We start from the raw sequence: 18,596 nt of genomic DNA, 5'->3' as shown, positions 1-18,596 counted from the left end.
AATTCGCCAGCGAACGAATCGGGTGGCAAACGGATGTCGCTGCACTCGTATCTCACGCGTAGATTCTCTGCGGCGAAATGCAAAGGGCGCCGCAGGCCTGAACGACCCGCGACGCCCCTCATGCGGCAACGCAATCAACGTGCGATCAATACGCAATCAATGCGTAATCTGCCCCATCCGGCCGGCCTGATAATCGAGCACCGCCTGACGGATTTCCGCTTCGGTATTCATCACGAATGGACCATAACGGACGACCGGCTCTTTCAGCGGCACGCCACCGAGCAGCAGCACCTCAAGCGTTTCAGCGCCCGCAGCCAGCGTCACAGTGTCGCCGTCGTCGTTGAACACCACCATCTGACGTGCCTCGATCTCGTGCCGCTCTTCGCCGTACATGCCCTTGCCTGACAACGCATAGGCGAACACCCGGTAGTCGCGGGGGACGGTGTGCACGATGCTCGCGCCCGGCTGCAACGTGAAGTGCTGATACAGGATCGGCGTGCGCGTTTCGATCGCGGCCTTGACGCCCAGCGCTTCGCCCGCGATGACCTTCACGCGCACCGTACCGTCCGGCGACGTCGCGACCGGAATCTTCGCCGACGGAATTTCCTGGTAGCGCGGCGCGATCATCTTGTCCTCGCGCGGCAGGTTGACCCACAGTTGCAGGCCATGCACGCGCCCACCCGTGCGATTGAATTCCGGATCGGGCATTTCGCTGTGCACGACGCCCGCGCCTGCGGTCATCCATTGCACATCGCCGGCGCGCAGCGTGCCCGAGTGGCCCGCCGAGTCCTTGTGACCGAACTGGCCCTCGAGCGCGTAGGTCACCGTTTCGAAGCCGCGATGCGGGTGATCCGGCGCGCCTTTCGCTTCGCCGGGCGCGTAATCGATAGGGCCCATTTCGTCGAGCAGCAGAAACGGATCGAAATCCATCAGCAGACGGGTCGGGAACGGGCGATGAACGATAAAACCGCCGCCTTCCGTCGTACGAACGGCAGGAAACGTACGGTCGATCGTGCGGGTCGTGGTCATCGAGGGCACCTTAAAAGATTGAGGAATAGCGTCATTTCTGAAACATAGAGCTATTATAGGGACCGTTTTTCACGGTTCCAGCCACCTGTTCGCAATGGATTGTTCTATCAGTGGAACGATGAAATGAAGATCGATTCGCATAACCTGAACGACCTGATGTACTTTTCGCAGGTCGTCGAACACGGCGGTTTCTCCGCCGCCGAGCGGGTGCTCGGCATCTCCAAGTCGCGTCTATCGCGACGCCTGACGGAGCTCGAAGGGTCGCTTGGGGTACGCCTGCTGCAGCGCTCGACCCGCAAGCTGGCGCTGACCGAAGCGGGGCAGCTGTTTTACCAGCACTGTCAGGCGATGCTGTCGGAGGCGCAGGCGGCGGTGAACGTCGTGCAGCAACTGCGCTCGTCACCGCGCGGCACCGTGCGGGTCAGCGTGCCGATTACGGTGTCGCAGACGATCATGACGCAGATCCTGCCGGAGTTTATGCACCGCTACCCGGAGGTGCGCGTCTCGATGCGTGTGACCAACCGTGTCGTCGACCTGTTCGAAGATTCGATCGATGTCGCATTGCGCGTGCGCTCGGAACCGCCGCAAAGCGCGAACATCGTCGTGCGGCCGCTGTGGCGCACGCAGCAGATGCTGGTCGGCGCGCCGAGCCTGCTGAACCAGAATGCGCCGCCGCTGGTGCCCGCCGACCTGAGTCGTTTTGAAACGCTCGATGTATCGAACGGCGACGGCCGGCATGTGTTCAACCTGATTTCGCCGGACGGTATCCGCCACGCACACGAGCATGAACCGCGCCTGGTGAGCGGCGATCTGATGCTGATTCGCGAGGCGGCGCTCGCGGGCGTCGGTATCGCCGCATTGCCGGAGATGATGTACGGCGCGGCGCTGCGAAGCGGCAAGCTGTCACCGGTGATGCCCGGCTGGACGTTGCCTGTGCCGCAACTCTATGCGGTGTTCCTGTCCCGTCAGGGCATGGTGCCCGCGGTGCGCGCTTTCGTCGATTATCTGGTCGAAATGCTCGATCCCGACATCGGTAAGCACATTACAGGCGAATGTCCGGACTCCGACGCAGTGCGTGCTGTGCAGCCAGCGGTCGCGCTTTGAGTGAGTTGCATCGCTTTTGACATTGAAGCGCCGCCAGCAATGAGTACTTTCAATGGGCGTTTGCTTGAATGCGCGTGCGGGCCGACCTATATTGAAATCCCTTTCGCTGAAGAGTCACTTGAGCGAAACCTCATGGCCGCTATCTATAGCGAGCCTGATAGGGCTGAACGCGCTGTCCGTGTCGATCACGGCTGTCGCATGTGGTGTCTCCGGCCAGCCAAATGGCAAGTGAACCCGCCGCCCGAATGCGCCGCGTGCGCACAAAAAAAGGCCTTCATCTGGCGATGAAGGCCTTTTACTTTGGGTCGCGAAAAACGATGTCTTCGCTTGCCGTGAATGCGAGTTACTGCTTCGGCTCGGTGACGAAACCCATCTTCGTCAGACCGCCAGCCTGCGCCGCGGACATCACTTCCGCCACCGCCTCATAGGGCACCTTGCGGTCGGCGTTCAGATGCAGTTCCGGTTGCGGCGTCATCTTCGCGGCGGTAGCGATCTTCTCGCGCAACGTAGCGTCATCGACTTTCTGCTCGTCCCACAACACCGTGCCGTCGGCTTGCACCGATACGTTCACCTGAGCCGGCTTCGTCTCTTCTTTCTGGCTGCTTGCATGCGGCAGATCGATTTTCACCGCGTGCCGGATCGCAGGAATCGTCACCATGAAGACGATCAACAGAACCAGCATGACGTCGACGAGCGGCGTCATGTTGATTTCGTTCATCAGGCCATCGTCTTCGTCGTTTGCGAAAGGGCTCGTCATTGCCATCGGAATGCCTCGCGGATTATTGAGTGCGCGTGGCGAGGCGCAGACCGTCGCCGCGCTTCGACGACGACAGACGCGCGCCGGTAACGAAGAACGCATGCAGGCCGTGTGCGAAGCGGTTCAGCTTGCTGACGATCGCCTTGTTCGCACGCGTCAGCGCGTTGTAGCCGAGCACCGCGGGAATCGCCACGAACAGGCCAAATGCGGTCATGATCAGCGCTTCGCCGACCGGGCCGGCGACCTGATCGATCGACGTCTGGCCGCTTGCACCGATGCTCAGCAGCGCGTGATAGATGCCCCACACCGTGCCGAACAGTCCGACGAACGGCGCCGTGCTGCCGATCGATGCGAGCACCGCGAGGCCGCTCTGCATCCGCGCGATGCTTTCGTCCATCGTGTCCTTCAGGCAGCGCGTGACCCAGTCGGACACGTCCATACGATCGTGCAGATGCGGCTGCGTCTGATGATGATGATCGGCGGCTTCCTGGCCCGACAGGGCGAGCGCGAGAAATGGATTGTCCTGCGGCTTCGATGCATGAGCGCCGAGTTTCTTGACGCCGTCGGCGAGATCGTCGGAATGCCAGAAGGCCTGCTCGGCGTTGCGCGTCAGGCGGTTCAGGCGCACCACGTTCCAGCTCTTGATGACGATCACCGTCCACGACAGCACCGACATGATCACCAGCGCGAGGGCGATGCCCCGCGTGACGAAATCCCCTTGCGCCCATACGTGGGCGATACCGTAATTTTGCATTGCCATTCCTTGAGTGAAATCTACTTCAGTCCTTGAGTCCGAAATCGAAGGGCTGTGTGTACGTTGCCAGAACCGGCTCGCCGTTCTCGAGATAGGGCTTGCAGGTACTCGCTCTCATCGCATCGAGCGCGGCATCGTCAAGGCGGCTGTAGCCGCTGCTCTTCTTCAACTCGATGTTCTGGATCTTGCCGGTGAGGCCCACGACGAACTTGACGTACGCGGTGCCGCTTTCGCCACGACGCGCCGACAGCGGCGGGTAGTCGGGCTGAACCATCCGGCAGTCGAGGTGCGAGACGTCTTTCGGTGCGGTCAACGCCATCGTCGGGCGGGCTGCGACAGGAGCCGGCGGCGCGGCCGGTGCAGCAGGCGCGGGCGGCTCGGGCGCGGGCGCCGGCGTGGTAATCGCATGCTCGGACGGAGCGGCCGCCTGCGGCAGCGGCTTCGGAACCGGGCGCGGCTGCACCTTCGGTTTGAGGTGCGGCACCGGCGGCGTAGGTTTGGGCGGTTCGATCGACTGGATCGCGGCGGGTGCTGCGACCGCCGCGGGCGGCAGCAGCTCGGCGGTGATGGCCGGCGATTCGATTGGGCGCGAGAGCGGTTCGTTACGTACCGTCAGCACGACGGCAAGCAAGACAACGTGAATCGCGAGGACAACAGTCGTCGCGATGGCTGCACGGGAATTCATTCGGAAGGGAGCGACCGGCGGGGCACCGGCCTGTACGGAATGTAATGCCTGCATGTTAGCGTGAGTAAGCGCCGTCGATGCAGCGAGTCAGGCAAGGCAGCGTCATGTTCGGAATATCAGCAGCGAAATACACAAGGTGGTCACGAAACCGATCAGCAATTCCATCTCGAACTCCTTGAAGGTGAGAACGGTAGCTGGCTGGCGCACGACTGGCTTGCTGACGGTGGTGAAACGGAACAACGAAAAGATTACTTGCGACCGGGCCGCGGGATGGCGGGTCAGGCGGCCTTGCGTTCGTAAAACGTGAGCGTCGCCACTTGCGTATGGTGCTCGACACCGCAGCGGCTCGCGCAGACACCGGTTTGCGCCATCACATCGCGTACGGACTCTTCGCACTTGCCGCAGCACGTAGCGACGCCGAGCTCGAACTGGAGTTCGTCGAACGAGTCGACGCCCTCTGCGATCGAGGCACGAATTTTCCGGTCGGACACAGACTTGCACACGCAAACGATCATGGCGATACGCGATAGTGAACGTTAATGCGAATTATTATCAATTATGTTCGGTGCATTTGGCAAGCGTCCGCTACGGATTTTTGTAACAAAACCAGTCGGTTAGGAGGGGTTTTCGACCGGCCCGGAGCGACGTGGGCCGGCGGTAAGCGCCGCGCTGCGGGGCTAGACGGGCAGGGAGTCGGGCGCGGCGGTGCGGCGGGAGGGGATCAGAACCTGCTCGACCGGGACGTCGAGATTCAGCAGGCTCGATGCCATTTGCCGCAGGTGGGCACCGTCGCTGGTGGAATGAAGGCGCGGCAGGGGGGGCGTTTCGCCCGGAGCGGGCGCCGCCGCGCGCAGGCCCTGCTGGTCGAGGATGCGCTCCAGCTGGCGCGCGATAGCGACGCTCGTATCGATCAGTTCGAGCCGGTCGCCGACGATATCGCGGATCAGTGTGTCGAGAAACGGGTAATGGGTGCAGCCGAGCACCAGCGTATCCGCCCCGGCGTCCAGCATCGGTTGCAGATAGCCGTCCAGTAGCGCGCGCAGTTCCGCCGATCCAACGTCGCAGCGTTCGATCGCCTGCACGAGCCCATGGCCCGGCTGGCAGAGAAAACGGCAGTCGGCGGCATAGCGTTCAAGCAGCGCCTGGAAACGCGCGCTGCGCAGCGTGACCTGGGTGGCGAGCACGCCGGCGACCCGCGTCTTCGATTGCAGTGCTGCGGGCTTGATACCCGGTTCGACGCCGATCAGCGGGACGGGCAGTTTTTCACGCACCATCGAAATGGCTTGCGAGGTTGCCGTGTTGCAGGCGATCACGAGGGCCTTCGCACCTTGCGCGACCAGCCACTGGCAGACTGCGAGCGTGCGATCCGCGATGAAGTCGTCGTCGCGTTCGCCGTAGGGTGCATAGAGCGAGTCAGCGGCGTAGACGATCGCTTCGTCGGGCAACAGCGTGCGCACCGCGCGCAGCACCGACAGGCCGCCCAGGCCGGAATCGAAGATTCCGACCGGCATGCGTGTGGCGGCGAGCGGGGGGAGGACGGCGGCTTCTGTGGAGGTCATCGGGCTGGGCAGTGAGTCGTGAGCGCGGCGAGCGTGCGGCAGATAGCGCACGCTCCGCGAAATATCACGATTCTAGCGAACCCATGCCGGTTTGTTGATAGTTCTGGATGCCAACCTTGTCGATCAGATCGAGCTGCGTTTCGAGCCAGTCGATGTGTTCTTCGGTGTCGTCGAGAATCGTCGTGAAGATTTCGCGCGAAATGTAGTCGTGTACTGATTCGCAATACGCGATCGCTTCCTTGCAGGTCTTCTGCGAAATCTGTTCGAGCTTCAGGTCGCACTGAAGGATCTCTTTGGTTTCTTCGCCGATCAGCAGCTTGTGCAGATCCTGCAGGTTCGGCAGACCATCCAGCATGAAAATGCGTTCGATCAGCAGATCAGCGTGCTTCATCTCGCCGATCGACTCGTCGTACTCGTGCTTGCCGAGCTTGTCGAGGCCCCAGTGCTTATACATCCGTGCGTGCAGGAAGTACTGATTGATTGCGGTCAGCTCGTTTTTCAGCTGCGCATTCAGGTACTCGAGAACCTTCTTGTCGCCTTTCATGGTCTTTCCTTGTGGGGGCTTTTTATTCAAACCTGAACAATAAACGCAGGACCTGGAAAAGCCAAGGTTACGGATGTCTTTCGTACATGATTCTCAATTGGCTTCTCAATTCGAATTCGTATCGCAAGCGTTTTTTGCGACAAAAAAGCCGGGACGTGGGGTCCCGGCTTTGCATGTCGACGGTTGCAGCAGCCGCGCGATTTATGCGGTCGCGACCGGGATCTTGCCGATCTTCGCCTGCCATTCTTTCGGGCCCGTCTGATGTACGGAAGTGCCGGTTGAATCGACGGCGACTGTGACCGGCATGTCCTGCACATCGAATTCGTAGATCGCTTCCATGCCGAGGTCTTCGAATGCGAGCACCTTCGCTTCGCGAATCGCTTTCGATACGAGGTAGGCCGCACCGCCCACCGCCATCAGATACGCAGCCTTGTGCTTCTTGATCGCTTCGATGGCGACCGGTCCGCGCTCGGCCTTGCCGATCATCGAAATCAAACCGGTTTGCGCGAGCATCGTTTCAGTGAACTTGTCCATCCGCGTGGCGGTGGTCGGACCCGCCGGACCGACCACTTCATCGCGCACCGGATCGACCGGTCCAACGTAATAGATCACGCGATTCGTGAAGTCGACGGGCAGTGTCTCGCCCTTCGCGAGCATGTCGGCGATGCGCTTGTGCGCAGCGTCGCGACCGGTGAGCATCTTGCCCGACAGCAGCAGCGTCTGGCCCGGCTTCCAGCTTGCGACTTCTGCCGGTGTCAGTGTGTTCAGGTCGACGCGCTGGCTGGTTTCGGTATTCGGTTGCCACTGCACTTTCGGCCATGCATCGAGCGGCGGCGCTTCGAGCTTCGCGGCACCGCTGCCATCGAGTGTGAAGTGCGCGTGACGCGTCGCCGCGCAGTTCGGGATGATCGCGATCGGCTTGCTCGCGGCGTGCGTCGGTGCGGCCAGAATTTTTACGTCGAGCACGGTCGCCAGACCGCCGAGTCCCTGCGCGCCGATGCCGAGCGCGTTAACCTTCTCATGCAGTTCGATACGCAGTTCCTCGATCCAGTCCTGCGGCCCGCGCGCGATGATCTCCTGGATATCGATCGGGTCCATCAGCGATTCCTTCGCCATCACCATCGCTTTCTCTGCCGTACCGCCGATGCCGATGCCAAGCATGCCCGGCGGACACCAGCCGGCACCCATCGTCGGCACGGTTTTGAGCACCCAGTCGACGATCGAATCCGAAGGATTGAGCATCGCGAACTTCGACTTGTTCTCCGAGCCGCCGCCCTTTGCCGCAACCTGCACGTCGACCTTGTCGCCAGGCACGATCTCGTAGTGGATGACTGCGGGTGTGTTGTCCTTCGTGTTCTTGCGGCCACCTTCGGGCGGGCTCACGATCGATGCACGCAGGACGTTGTCCGGGTTCAGATAACCGCGGCGCACGCCTTCGTTGATCATGTCGGTGACGCCCATCGTCGCGCTGCCGCTTGCGCTGGCCCAGCGCACGTCCATGCCGACCTTCACGAACACCGTGACGATGCCCGTGTCCTGGCAGATCGGTCGATGACCTTCCGCGCACATGCGGCTGTTGGTCAGGATCTGCGCGATCGCGTCTTTGGCGGCGACGCTCTCTTCGAGTTCGTACGCGCGACCGAGCGCCTGGATGTAGTCGAGCGGATGGTAGTAGCTGATGTACTGCAGCGAATCCGCGATGCTCTGGATCAGATCTTCCTGTTTGATGACGGTCATGGCTGGCTCTGTGGGGAAGGGAAATCTTGTAGGTATATGTGTGAAACGGGTGTTGCCTCAGCTCAACTTAGTCCGGCGCGGGTGCCGACATAGGCACCGGATGGCGCGCCGCAAGTTCCTGGTAATGCTCGGGATGCGTATGCGTGGTGAGACGATCGATCCACGCCATCACCAGTGCCGACATCAAGAACGCGACGTGGATCAGCACCTGCCACATGATCGCGTGCTCCGTGTGCTGGTCCGGGTTGATGAAGGTCTTCAGCAGATGGATCGACGAGATGCTGATCAGCGCCATCGAGAGCTTCACTTTCAGCACGCCGGCGTTCACGTGGTCGAGCCATTCGGGCTCGTCGGGATGGCCTTCGAGGCCGAGCCGCGACACAAAAGTTTCATACCCGCCAATGATCACCATGATCAGCAGGTTCGAGATCATCACGACGTCGATCAAACCGAGCACGACGAGCATGATGTTGGTCTCGTCGAGCGTCATCGATGCACTGACGAGATGCCACACTTCCTTCAGGAACAGTACGACATACACGCCTTGCGCGACGATCAGGCCGAGGTAGAGCGGGACCTGAAGCCAGCGGCTCATGAAGATGAGCGCGGGTAACGGATGCATCGGACGACGGTTCGGGCCGGAGGGGCGGGGACGTGCAGCGGACATAGGGCGGTGTCGGTAGTGAGAGCAGGGTGGCGGTAAGCCACGGCGAATCATGCTGGGCGCGCTGCGTCGACCGTTGATGCAGTCGCAGCCGTCGCGGTGGCTGCGGTTGCCAACGCGGTTGCCAATAAAGGCAGTGGCCGGTCGTCAAACGACGCAACGGACGCGCAAAGCGCACCGGGCGCATTATTGTACAGCGTCACCGGTTCGAGCCGCGGCGGCGCGGACACGTCCTGCGGAGGCTGTTGCGGTCGTCGAGACGAGCTGGGCGCGCAAGGCACGATGCAGCGCGATTCAAGCTGGAGTCCGGGCAGCGAGTTCAGTTAACATGGCAGACGCAATTGTAAAAAGCTTACGGGAACGGGCCGGGCACGCGGCCCGGCGCATGTCAGAGGCGAAATCCGCGCAGTGCGCGCAACGCGGTCCGAACCGCGCGTAAGTGCCCGGTAAGTTGCAGCGTCTATCGTACGGACGGGCATCGCGGGATGGTGCGTTGCTGCACCTCGCGGGCAACGATTGGGAGACAGGCGCCGCAGCAGGGCGGCGCCATGACGATACGGCGCGCCACAGGTTTCACGGGCGCGCCGGCACAGATTGACGGTTTCATCTTCACCAAGGGGTAGTCGATGTCTGCGATTGAATCTGTTCTTCAGGAACACCGTGTGTTTCCGCCGCCGGCCGCTGCCGTCGCGCACGCGACGGTGTCCGGCATGGATGCGTACCGGGCGCTCGCCGCCGAAGCGGAACGCGATTACGAAGGTTTCTGGGCGCGTCTCGCTCGCGAAACGCTCAGCTGGAAGAAGCCATTCACGAAGGTGCTCGATGAATCGAATGCACCGTTCTATACGTGGTTCGAGGACGGCGACCTGAACGCGTCGTACAACAGCCTCGACCGTCACGTGGAAGCCGGTAACGGTGCGCGCGTCGCGGTGATCTTCGAAGCCGACGACGGCACGGTTACCCGCGTCACCTATCAGGACCTGCTGCAACGCGTATGCCGCTTCGCCAATGCGCTCAAGAAGCGCGGCGTGAAAAAGGGCGATCGCGTCGTGATCTATATGCCGATGTCGGTGGAAGGCATCGTCGCGATGCAGGCCTGTGCGCGGATCGGTGCAACGCATTCGGTGGTGTTCGGCGGGTTCTCGTCGAAGTCGCTGAACGAACGGCTCGTCGATGTCGGCGCAGTCGCGCTCGTCACGTCCGACGAACAGATGCGCGGCGGCAAGGCACTGCCGCTGAAGAACATCGCCGACGAAGCGCTGGCGATGGGCGGCTGCGAGGCGGTGCAAAGCGTCATCGTGTACCAGCGCACGGGCGGCAAGGTTGCGTGGCACGAAGGCCGCGACCTGTGGATGCACGAACTCGTGGCGAACGAAGCCGACAGCTGCGCGCCCGAGTGGGTCAGCGCCGAGCATCCGCTCTTCATCCTCTATACGTCCGGTTCCACCGGCAAGCCGAAGGGTGTGCAGCACAGCACCGGCGGCTATCTGCTGTGGGCCGCGCAGACCATGAAGTGGACCTTCGACTGGAAGCCGGACGACGTCTTCTGGTGTACCGCCGACATCGGCTGGATCACGGGTCACAGCTATATCGCATACGGGCCGCTGACGCTCGGCGCGACTCAGGTCGTGTTCGAAGGTGTGCCGACGTATCCGAACGCCGGCCGCTTCTGGGACATGATCGCGAAGCACAAGGTCTCGCTGTTCTATACCGCGCCGACGGCGATCCGTTCGCTGATCAAGGCGTGCGAAGCGGACCCGAAGGCGCATCCGAAGAGCTACGACCTGAGCTCGCTGCGCATCATCGGCACGGTCGGCGAACCGATCAATCCGGAAGCGTGGATGTGGTACCACGAGAACGTCGGTGGCGGTCGTTGTCCGATCGTCGATACCTGGTGGCAGACTGAAACCGGCGGCCACATGATCACACCGCTGCCGGGCGCGACGCCGCTCGTGCCGGGTTCGTGCACATTGCCGCTGCCGGGCATCATGGCCGCGATCGTCGACGAGACCGGCCAGGACGTGCCGAACGGGCAGGGCGGCATTCTCGTCATCAAGCGACCGTGGCCGGCGATGCTGCGCACCGTCTGGGGCGATCCCGAACGCTTCAAGAAGAGCTACTTCCCGGAAGAACTGGGCGGCAAGCTGTATCTCGCTGGCGACGGCAGCGTGCGCGACAAGGTCACCGGCTACTTCACGATCATGGGTCGGATCGACGATGTGCTCAACGTGTCTGGCCACCGGCTCGGCACGATGGAGATCGAATCGGCGCTCGTGGCCAATCCGATCGTCGCGGAAGCGGCGGTCGTCGGTCGTCCCGACGATACGACGGGCGAAGCCGTGTGTGCGTTCGTGGTGCTCAAGCGGGCGCGCCCGGACGGCGAGGAAGCCACGAAGATCGCCAACGAGCTGCGCGCGTGGGTCGCCAAAGAGATCGGCCCGATCGCGAAGCCGAAGGACATCCGCTTCGGCGACAACCTGCCGAAAACCCGTTCGGGCAAGATCATGCGCCGGTTGCTGCGCTCGCTCGCGAAGGGTGAGGCGATCACGCAGGATGTCTCGACGCTGGAAAACCCGGCCATCCTCGACCAGCTCGGCGAAGTGCGCTGACAGCTGACACCTCGCGAGGATTCGACAGACAACGGCGTGTCGCAAGACGCGCCGTTTTTTTTAAAGGTGGCCGCGAACGGGCCACCACAACGCATATGTCCGACAGCGTCGCCATGAGACCAACGACAACCCCGATTGCCTGCACGAGCGCTTTTTGTTAAACAGGCGCATGACCGCGCCGCACCTTTCCTCTTCTTCGTCGAATCCGTTGCCCGAACCGCCGCCGGTGTCGGTGGCGATGGCGCGTGCGCATCGCCGGTACTGGCGCTTCAATCTCGCCCTGATCGCCGTACTGATGACGCTCGGCCTCAGCGTGTCGTTCGTCGTGCCGCTCGTGGCGCGCAGTCTCATGGCAGTCCGCTTTGCCGGCTTCCGTCTGCCGTTCTATATCGGTGCGCAAGGAGCGATCCTCGCGTACCTCGCGCTGATTGCCATCTACATCGTGCTGATGCAGCGCGCCGATCGCACCTTGCAGAACGCACTCGACGCGGAAAACACCGCGCGCGGCAACTGAGCCGATGAAGCTCGCGCACCGGCTCGTCCGCTCCTACACGATCTACACGTTCGGCTTCCTGTTCTTCATCTTCGTGATGTGGCGCATCGAGCTGTCGACCGGACCGGGCATGTGGATCGGCTACGTGTTCCTGTTCGTACCGATCGCCGTGTACGCGGTGATCGGACTGCTGTCGCGCACCTCCGATCTGGTCGAGTACTACGTGGCCGGGCGGCGTGTGCCGTCCGCCTTCAATGGCATGGCGACCGCGGCGGACTGGCTGTCGGCAGCGTCGTTTATCGGCCTTGCCGGTTCGCTGTACGCGACGGGCTACGACGGCCTCGCCTACATGATGGGCTGGACCGGCGGCTACTGCCTTGTGGCGTTCCTGCTTGCGCCGTATGTACGCAAGCTCGCACGCTATACGATTGCCGACTTTCTCGGCACGCGCTTTTCGAGCAACCTCGTGCGCGGTCTCGCGGCGCTGGCCGCGATTCTCTGTTCGTTCGTCTATCTGGTCGCGCAGATTCAGGGCGTGGGGTTGATTGCGACGCGCTTCATCGGCGTCGACTTCGCGGTGGGGATTTTTTGCGGGCTCGCGGGCATTCTCGTGTGTTCGTTTCTTGGCGGTATGCGCGCAGTGACCTGGACCCAGGTTGCGCAATACATCATCCTGATCGCGGCGATCCTGATTCCGGTGTCGATGATCGCGCATAAGGATGGCCTCGGCTGGGTGCCGCAATTCAGCTATGGACGGTTGATGGCGCGCGTCGAAACACTCGAGCGCGAGGTGCGCACGTCGCCGCAGGAGCAGACGGTACGCGATACCTACAGGCGGAACGCCGCGCAGATCCAGCAGCGGCTCGACACGCTGCCGCAATCGTTTGTCGACGAGCGGCAAAGGCTCACCGACGAGATCACGGACCAGCGACGACACAACGGACCACTGCGCCAGATCAGCGAACTCGAACGCGCGCTTGTCGCATTTCCCGCCGATGCAGCCAGCGCGCGGATCGTCTGGACCCGGCAACGCGACGACATGCTCGCGCGGGCCGCCGCACCCGTGCCGATGCATGAACCGTTTCCTGCGGCGAGCGATAGCGAGCGGCGCATTCACGAACGCAATTTCCTGTCGCTGTTGCTGTGCCTGTCGCTCGGCACCGCGAGCCTGCCGCACATCCTGACGCGCTACAACACGACGACATCGGTGGCTTCCGCGCGGCGTTCGGTGGGCTGGACGCTGTTCTTCGTCGCGTTGTTCTATCTGACCGTGCCGGTGCTGGCGGTGCTGATCAAGTTCGAGATTCTGACGAACCTCGTCGGTCACCGGTTCGCCGATCTGCCGCAGTGGGTGACGCAATGGCGCAGGGTTGAGCCGTATCTGATCTCGATTACCGATCTGAGCCGCAACGGCGACGGCATCGTGCGCTGGAGCGAGATCCAGATGCAACCCGACATGGTGGTGCTGGCCGCGCCCGAGATCGCCGGGCTGCCTTACGTGATGTCCGGGCTGATAGCCGCGGGTGCGCTGGCGGCGGCGCTGTCCACCGCCGATGGCCTGCTGCTCACAATCGCCAATGCGCTATCGCACGATGTCTACTACCACATGGTCGATCCGGCGGCATCGAGCCAGCGGCGCGTGACGATCTCGAAGATCCTGCTGCTCGGGGTGGCGTTGTTTGCGTCGTATGTCGCGTCGCTCAATACCGGCAATATTCTGTTTCTCGTCGGCGCGGCGTTTTCGCTCGCGGCATCGAGCCTGTTTCCGGTGCTCGTGCTCGGCGTGTTCTGGAAGCGCACGACCCGGCTCGGCGCAGTGGCGGGCATGGTGGCGGGACTGGCCGTGTACCTGTACTACATCGTGTCGACGTATCCGTTCTTCACGCAGTTGACGGGCTTTACGGGCGCGAAATGGTTCGGCATCGAGCCGATTAGTGCGGGGGTGTTCGGTGTGCCGGCGGGTTTTGTTGCCGCGATTGTGGTGAGTCTTGTCGATCGCAAACCGGATGCTTATACGCGGGCGTTGGTCGACTATATCCGGCATCCGTAGCGGGTCGCACGGACTGGATGCACACATTGTGGTGCGGGACGGTCGGCAACCATCGTACCGTGAAGCAATCCCGAGGCAATCGCGCCCCGCGCTGCGGGGCCGATAGCACTTACATCTGGCGCACCTCCGTCACTTTCCGACGGCGGGCACGCATCGCCATTACCAGCCTGGTTGGGCCGGCGCGTAGCCATATTGACCACCCGGCGCGCCGCAGGCGACATAGGCACCCTGATACCGATCGTAACAATATCCCGGCGGCGGACCGTTGTAGGCCGGTGCCTGCTGGTAGACCGGTTGCGGGTACGCGGACTGCGCGTACTCGGGTTGCTGATACTCAGGCTGCTGGTACGCCGGCTGCGCGTACACCGGTTGTTGCGGGTACGCCGGCGTTGCATAGACCGGCGTCGGGTTCAGGGCCGAACTGACGACGGCGCCCAGCACGGCCCCGCCAATCAACGCACCGACGATGGCCCCGCTACGGTCGTGAGCGGAGGCTTGTCCGGCGGCAGTCAGACTGCCGGCCATCAGTAATACCGCTGCAATTTTTCGCATTTTGTTTCTCCACGGTCCCGAATGTTCGGGAGCACGGTACGGATTGTGGGTGTCAGCGGCTGAAATAGATGCAGCAAGTGGTAACCGCCCGTTACGGTGTAACAGAGCGCGCCGGGGGCGTTCAGAGCACCGCCGTCGTGCCTTGCCGGGCCTCGCAACGAACAATTTCCGTATCCGTCGTGCTGGAGAGCACGACCAGTTGCACGAAGCTGTTCAGATGCGCATACGGCGCGAAGAGGTGATCCATCACGCTGACGAAGGTCGCCAGACTGACGCCGACGAACGCGGCTTCATCGAGCGTGAGGCGCACTTCGATGCCGCGCACGAAGGTCGGCAGCGGTTTGATTGGCATCCACTTCATGCACGCGTGGTAGTCGAGCCCGACAATCCCATCGATAACCCGCGCAACCGACGGCGCGCCCCCACCGACATGCTGATGCAGCAGCGCCTTGAGCCCGGTGAGCCCGAACGAAAACAGATTTGGCGTGAGTTGCGCGACGAGCCTCCACAGTGCCTGGTTTTTACGCGGCAGCCGCGCGGTGACAGTCGGGCTGCGCAGCATCGAGATGATGCAGGCAAACGACGCGTCCTCATTGAGCAGATCGCCGCCGGGCGCACCGAACGACATGCCCGCGGGGAGATCGCGATTGCTGCAGGTCAGATCGATGCCCAACTGCGTTGCAAACGAGGCGGGCGTGCCGTCCATGCGAACCAGCGCGATCTCGGTTTCGTAACCGGGGCGCTGGCGTGCGACCCAGCGGTCGCGATGCGAGATCCAGTACAGCCCCAACGGATTGGCGTGCTCGATGTGCTGCAACGAACGATACGGCGGGATCACGGTGACGGTCTTGCCGGTCGGCTTCTGTTCGGTGATGTGCACCGAATCGATCGAATGCACTTCGGTGTTCGAGACGCGTAGCGTTTGCGGGACGACGGGATACGACACGGTCGCGCTCGCGATGCGCACCGGTTGTGCCTCGCGTTTGAACAGATTGACGATGGGTGTGCAGAACAGCTTCAGGTGGTTCGCGCTCAGCATCTCGAGCCAGCGTGCGACCGGTGAATCGATGGGCGTGCCGCTGACGGCCAGATGCAGCGTGAACTTGCGGCACGGTCCGGCGGCGCGCATCAGTTGCGCGAGAGCGATATCGATGAACTGGAACTTGTCCGGGAAAGCGAAGAATTCGAACAGCAGCCGCAGCGCCTCGGAAGAACCCGCGGGTGCATCGAGCAGGGCATCGTGGTCCGCGAGACCGACCGCTTCGAGCGGAACGCTCGCGAGCGGCTTCCATACACCGCGATTGTCCGCTTCGACGAAGGCGGCGGTGGTGCGCATCAGCAAGGTATCCGCGAGCGCCGAGACGAACGGTTGCTCGCCGCTCAGATGGACCCGCAGCGTGTCGGCGCGCGTTGCCGGCGTGAATTCGCCGGACTCGATGGGCGGCTCGAACGTGATCGAGATCAGACCGGTGGTGGCAGCGGGCAGACGCGCGCTGGACGGCGCAATCGCGGTGACCGAGTAGCGTGCCTGGGTCAGGCGCAACGTCAGCACGGTCACGTCGTACACCGTGCTGAAGCGACACTCGCCGTTGCGCGCTTCGAGCATCGCGCCGCGCGCAACCGTCACGGCTTCCGTCAACTGGCTCGCGCGCGGATCGGCGGCGAACTGGGCGATCGAACACGATGGAATGGCGCGCAGATACTGCGGATACAGCATCTCCAGCAACGCCTCGGTGAACTCCGGATACTCGTCTTCGATCCGCGTACCGATGCGCGCGCTGAGCAACGCGAACGACTCCACCATCCGCTCGACATGCGGATCGTCCGATCGCTCGCCCGACAGCGCGATGCGCGCGGCGATCTTCGGGTTGCGGCCCGCGAAGTCGCGTGCATAGCGCCTCAGCAGCGCCAGCTCGCGCTCATAGAAAGGAAGCAGTTCTTCCATGGTCCAGTCGCTGCCTCGATGCTTGGGGAACCGCCCCCAGGGGATTCAGCGGGAAGGCCGCGCTGCCTGCCGCAGCCGCGGGTTCAGCAGCCGGGCCAGACCTGACGTCGCGCGTTCGCGCTGCAATTCATCGACGTTATCGAACGCGAAACGTGTGTTGCGCTGCTTCTCCACGCGCCTGACTTCGGCGATGGAAACGAAATAAGCCATCATGTGCCGCAGAAAGATGACAGGCGAGAGAATCACGACGAGCAGCGCAGTTGTCTGGAACGTGTCCTTGCCATGCGGCCCGATCATTGCACCGGCGACCGCGACTGCCGCGACGCCGAGCGCGGCACCGATGCTCGCATAGGCGCGCGAAGCGCCTGCGCTCGATGCGCGTGAACGGACGATCCGCCTGACCCGATCGTTCTCGATCACGAGCGTGGCACTCGACAGCGTGGCGGCGAAGTCGCGCCAGTGCGCACGGCGCTCGCGATTGAAGTACAGCAGATAAATCGCGCTCAACACGATCAGATAGCCGATTGCGGCGATCCATGTGGTGCGAGATGGCAACGCCTCGATCTCCGCCACCGTTTCGAGTAGCGCCAGCGCGAAGAGACAAAAGGTCACGCGCATCAGGATACCGATGCCGGTGTGATACGCCGTGTAGCTCGTCGCGAAGAATGCCGCGAACACGCAGAAGACGAGCGATGCGGCGACCATCACGGGCAGCAGCCAGAGCAACGGTGGAAAACTCGTGGCAATCATGATGCCCGCGACGAGGTTGCACGCGAACATGCCGAACGGCATCCGGATCAGAATTCTTTCCATGTCTACGGTTGTTTTACCAGTGATGTCCGGCCGCAAACTTGTCCCACGCATCGCCGATGCTTTTGCCGAAGTGGCGCGACGTGAACACCTGAACGGCGAGACCGACGCCGAAACCGACCGCGAGCACCGCGAGCACTGGGACTTCGACCGGCGCACCGACCACGAGCGCCACCGCGCCAGGCAAGATCGCACCGGCGCCCCAGCCGGCCAGCCAGCCGGCCGCATTGGCAGGCTGATTGTGCGCCTCGAGGCTTGCGAACTGATGCAGATTGTCGGCATCGATTGCATCGAAGATTGCCTGCGGCCCGAGCGCAAGCAATCCGCCGACGCCGACACCGGTGACGCGACCGCCGATCGTTCGGCCGAACCCTTCGAGGTTGAGCCCATTGCGGGCTTCGAGTGCTTCGAGCGCCGCCTGACGGTAGGCGGGGATGCGCACCACATTGGCCGCTGCACGCCCCTTGATGACATAGCCTGCCGCCTGTTTGCCGGCCGGAATTTCAAATGCCCATTTGCCGTCGACCTGCACCAGCTTCAACACGCCGCCAAGTTTCTTCTGCGCCGACTTGATACCCTGATTGCCGCCTTTTCTTGCCCACTGCAACAGCTTTTGTCGCGCAGGTTCGGGAATATCGAGTAGATCCGAGGTTTTGGCTTTCTGAATCAGCGATGCCACGGCACCGACACCGGTTGCCGTCGTCGCACTGATATTGCTGGGTGCATAAAGTCCATTGAGAATGTCACCCGTCAGACCGGGGACGCTTTGCGCTTCTTTATAGAGCTGACCAAACTCGGTTTTACCGAATGTTTCCTCGACTTCGCGTAAAGCACGCTGCAGTTTCAGAAAATCGGTTGCGCGTTCTTCGGGCGTCAACGTGTCGTCGTATTTCAGTTCGGCGATCAGATAACGGCAGACAGAAACTGAATCTGCCGGATACAGGCCACCCATATCCACAAGTACCGGCATCACGTCGGAGCCTGCGCAACTGGTGGCGCCGAGGCCCGGAATAAACGAAGGACCGAGCTGCCCGGGCAGTCCGATCAGCGGGCTGGGGTTATCAGCCGAGCACACGAAAAAATCGGAGTCACTCATTCTGGTCCTGTCGAATAATTGTCACACAGGAAAATATTTCCTGACTCATACGAGAGATCTCATTGGGTGTGGAAATTTTTTCGGCATCGCTTTTAAACCATTGCTTCGTTAGGACGTTAAATCTTCTATCGATGATTCGTTTTACCGATGTGCACAATATAATCGCGAGGCGGATTTGTCAGTAGTACTTTTAAGACTGCCCGTATTG

17 protein-coding genes are annotated in these 18,596 nt (G+C 62.2%); 4 read left to right on the top strand and 13 right to left on the bottom strand.

Features of this window, described 5'->3' with window-relative positions; genetic code table 11:
* Positions 1 to 156 precede the first annotated feature (156 nt).
* The gene (locus BWP39_RS10100; protein WP_096719616.1) at positions 157 to 1,029 is read right to left on the bottom strand and encodes a pirin family protein; all 873 of its coding nucleotides are present in this window, start codon (positions 1,027 to 1,029) and stop codon (positions 157 to 159) included.
* A gap of 123 nt (positions 1,030 to 1,152) precedes the next feature.
* Between BWP39_RS10100 and BWP39_RS10095 the strand changes: the two genes are divergently transcribed.
* On the top strand, positions 1,153 to 2,133 hold the full coding sequence (locus BWP39_RS10095) for a LysR family transcriptional regulator (protein ID WP_096719747.1): 981 nt from the start codon (positions 1,153 to 1,155) through the stop codon (positions 2,131 to 2,133).
* A 343-nt stretch (positions 2,134 to 2,476) separates the two neighbouring features.
* Here the strand turns inward: BWP39_RS10095 and BWP39_RS10090 are convergent, their stop codons facing one another.
* From BWP39_RS10090 to BWP39_RS10055, 8 genes are all read right to left on the bottom strand, one after another.
* Positions 2,477 to 2,896: an ExbD/TolR family protein gene (locus tag BWP39_RS10090; protein WP_096719614.1), complete on the bottom strand. Its 420-nt coding sequence runs from the start codon at positions 2,894 to 2,896 to the stop codon at positions 2,477 to 2,479.
* Positions 2,897 to 2,912: 16 nt separating this feature from the next.
* Positions 2,913 to 3,644: a MotA/TolQ/ExbB proton channel family protein gene (locus tag BWP39_RS10085; RefSeq protein WP_096719612.1), complete on the bottom strand. Its 732-nt coding sequence runs from the start codon at positions 3,642 to 3,644 to the stop codon at positions 2,913 to 2,915.
* Positions 3,645 to 3,669: 25 nt separating this feature from the next.
* Positions 3,670 to 4,383 (bottom strand): energy transducer TonB, encoded by a 714-nt coding sequence (locus BWP39_RS10080; RefSeq protein WP_096719610.1) that lies wholly within the window; start codon positions 4,381 to 4,383, stop codon positions 3,670 to 3,672.
* A 224-nt stretch (positions 4,384 to 4,607) separates the two neighbouring features.
* Positions 4,608 to 4,844: a (2Fe-2S)-binding protein gene (locus BWP39_RS10075; protein ID WP_096719608.1), complete on the bottom strand. Its 237-nt coding sequence runs from the start codon at positions 4,842 to 4,844 to the stop codon at positions 4,608 to 4,610.
* Positions 4,845 to 5,006: 162 nt separating this feature from the next.
* A complete protein-coding gene (gene murI / locus BWP39_RS10070) occupies positions 5,007 to 5,888 on the bottom strand; it encodes a glutamate racemase (RefSeq protein ID WP_096719606.1) in 882 nt (293 codons plus the stop codon).
* Positions 5,889 to 5,952: 64 nt separating this feature from the next.
* Positions 5,953 to 6,432, bottom strand: coding sequence for a bacterioferritin (bfr, locus tag BWP39_RS10065; protein WP_096719604.1), 480 nt, complete (start codon positions 6,430 to 6,432; stop codon positions 5,953 to 5,955).
* Between the two features lie 201 nt (positions 6,433 to 6,633).
* A complete protein-coding gene (locus BWP39_RS10060) occupies positions 6,634 to 8,169 on the bottom strand; it encodes a fumarate hydratase (RefSeq protein WP_096719602.1) in 1,536 nt (511 codons plus the stop codon).
* 67 nt (positions 8,170 to 8,236) lie between these two features.
* Complete coding sequence (locus BWP39_RS10055; protein ID WP_096719600.1) at positions 8,237 to 8,836, bottom strand: TIGR00645 family protein; 600 nt, start codon at positions 8,834 to 8,836, stop codon at positions 8,237 to 8,239.
* A gap of 623 nt (positions 8,837 to 9,459) precedes the next feature.
* Here BWP39_RS10055 and acs point away from each other — a divergent pair.
* From acs to BWP39_RS10040, 3 genes are all read left to right on the top strand, one after another.
* A complete protein-coding gene (acs, locus tag BWP39_RS10050; RefSeq protein WP_096719598.1) occupies positions 9,460 to 11,442 on the top strand; it encodes an acetate--CoA ligase in 1,983 nt (660 codons plus the stop codon).
* Between the two features lie 169 nt (positions 11,443 to 11,611).
* On the top strand, positions 11,612 to 11,956 hold the full coding sequence (locus BWP39_RS10045; RefSeq protein WP_096719596.1) for a DUF4212 domain-containing protein: 345 nt from the start codon (positions 11,612 to 11,614) through the stop codon (positions 11,954 to 11,956).
* A gap of 4 nt (positions 11,957 to 11,960) precedes the next feature.
* On the top strand, positions 11,961 to 13,985 hold the full coding sequence (locus BWP39_RS10040) for a sodium:solute symporter family protein (protein WP_096719594.1): 2,025 nt from the start codon (positions 11,961 to 11,963) through the stop codon (positions 13,983 to 13,985).
* A 159-nt stretch (positions 13,986 to 14,144) separates the two neighbouring features.
* On the opposite strand, the gene BWP39_RS10035 is transcribed toward BWP39_RS10040, so the two are convergent.
* The 4 genes from BWP39_RS10035 to BWP39_RS10020 all read right to left on the bottom strand — a co-directional run bounded on the left by BWP39_RS10035 (position 14,145) and on the right by BWP39_RS10020 (position 18,388).
* Entirely contained in the window at positions 14,145 to 14,537 is a 393-nt protein-coding gene (locus BWP39_RS10035; protein ID WP_096719592.1) for an ecotin precursor, read from the bottom strand.
* Positions 14,538 to 14,658: 121 nt separating this feature from the next.
* Positions 14,659 to 16,482 (bottom strand): type VI secretion system baseplate subunit TssF, encoded by a 1,824-nt coding sequence (gene tssF, locus BWP39_RS10030; RefSeq protein ID WP_096719590.1) that lies wholly within the window; start codon positions 16,480 to 16,482, stop codon positions 14,659 to 14,661.
* Positions 16,483 to 16,527: 45 nt separating this feature from the next.
* Positions 16,528 to 17,295 carry a hypothetical protein gene (locus BWP39_RS10025; protein ID WP_096719588.1) on the bottom strand — a complete coding sequence of 256 codons (768 nt, stop codon included), beginning with the start codon at positions 17,293 to 17,295 and terminating at the stop codon, positions 16,528 to 16,530.
* A gap of 13 nt (positions 17,296 to 17,308) precedes the next feature.
* Positions 17,309 to 18,388: a hypothetical protein gene (locus BWP39_RS10020; RefSeq protein ID WP_096719586.1), complete on the bottom strand. Its 1,080-nt coding sequence runs from the start codon at positions 18,386 to 18,388 to the stop codon at positions 17,309 to 17,311.
* Positions 18,389 to 18,596: the final 208 nt, after the last annotated feature.

The sequence above is a fragment of the Paraburkholderia acidicola genome, assembly GCF_002362315.1.
GTDB classification, from domain to species: domain Bacteria; phylum Pseudomonadota; class Gammaproteobacteria; order Burkholderiales; family Burkholderiaceae; genus Paraburkholderia; species Paraburkholderia acidicola.
The sequence above is the reverse complement of the archived record's forward strand: the minus strand, read 5'-3'. Positions and strand labels throughout refer to the sequence as shown.

Excerpts from the sequence above, each read along its gene's own strand:
- tssF (WP_096719590.1), bottom strand. The coding sequence starts at position 16,482 with ATGGAAGAACTGCTTCCTTTCTATGAGCGCGAGCTGGCGCTGCTGAGG.
- BWP39_RS10100 (WP_096719616.1), bottom strand. The coding sequence starts at position 1,029 with ATGACCACGACCCGCACGATCGACCGTACGTTTCCTGCCGTTCGTACG.
- BWP39_RS10035 (WP_096719592.1), bottom strand. The coding sequence starts at position 14,537 with ATGCGAAAAATTGCAGCGGTATTACTGATGGCCGGCAGTCTGACTGCC.
- BWP39_RS10080 (WP_096719610.1), bottom strand. The coding sequence starts at position 4,383 with ATGCAGGCATTACATTCCGTACAGGCCGGTGCCCCGCCGGTCGCTCCC.
- BWP39_RS10075 (WP_096719608.1), bottom strand. The coding sequence starts at position 4,844 with ATGATCGTTTGCGTGTGCAAGTCTGTGTCCGACCGGAAAATTCGTGCC.
- BWP39_RS10025 (WP_096719588.1), bottom strand. The coding sequence starts at position 17,295 with ATGGAAAGAATTCTGATCCGGATGCCGTTCGGCATGTTCGCGTGCAAC.
- BWP39_RS10090 (WP_096719614.1), bottom strand. The coding sequence starts at position 2,896 with ATGGCAATGACGAGCCCTTTCGCAAACGACGAAGACGATGGCCTGATG.
- BWP39_RS10085 (WP_096719612.1), bottom strand. The coding sequence starts at position 3,644 with ATGCAAAATTACGGTATCGCCCACGTATGGGCGCAAGGGGATTTCGTC.
- BWP39_RS10060 (WP_096719602.1), bottom strand. The coding sequence starts at position 8,169 with ATGACCGTCATCAAACAGGAAGATCTGATCCAGAGCATCGCGGATTCG.
- murI (WP_096719606.1), bottom strand. The coding sequence starts at position 5,888 with ATGACCTCCACAGAAGCCGCCGTCCTCCCCCCGCTCGCCGCCACACGC.
- bfr (WP_096719604.1), bottom strand. The coding sequence starts at position 6,432 with ATGAAAGGCGACAAGAAGGTTCTCGAGTACCTGAATGCGCAGCTGAAA.
- BWP39_RS10020 (WP_096719586.1), bottom strand. The coding sequence starts at position 18,388 with ATGAGTGACTCCGATTTTTTCGTGTGCTCGGCTGATAACCCCAGCCCG.
- BWP39_RS10095 (WP_096719747.1), top strand. The coding sequence starts at position 1,153 with ATGAAGATCGATTCGCATAACCTGAACGACCTGATGTACTTTTCGCAG.
- BWP39_RS10045 (WP_096719596.1), top strand. The coding sequence starts at position 11,612 with ATGACCGCGCCGCACCTTTCCTCTTCTTCGTCGAATCCGTTGCCCGAA.
- BWP39_RS10055 (WP_096719600.1), bottom strand. The coding sequence starts at position 8,836 with ATGTCCGCTGCACGTCCCCGCCCCTCCGGCCCGAACCGTCGTCCGATG.
- acs (WP_096719598.1), top strand. The coding sequence starts at position 9,460 with ATGTCTGCGATTGAATCTGTTCTTCAGGAACACCGTGTGTTTCCGCCG.
- BWP39_RS10040 (WP_096719594.1), top strand. The coding sequence starts at position 11,961 with ATGAAGCTCGCGCACCGGCTCGTCCGCTCCTACACGATCTACACGTTC.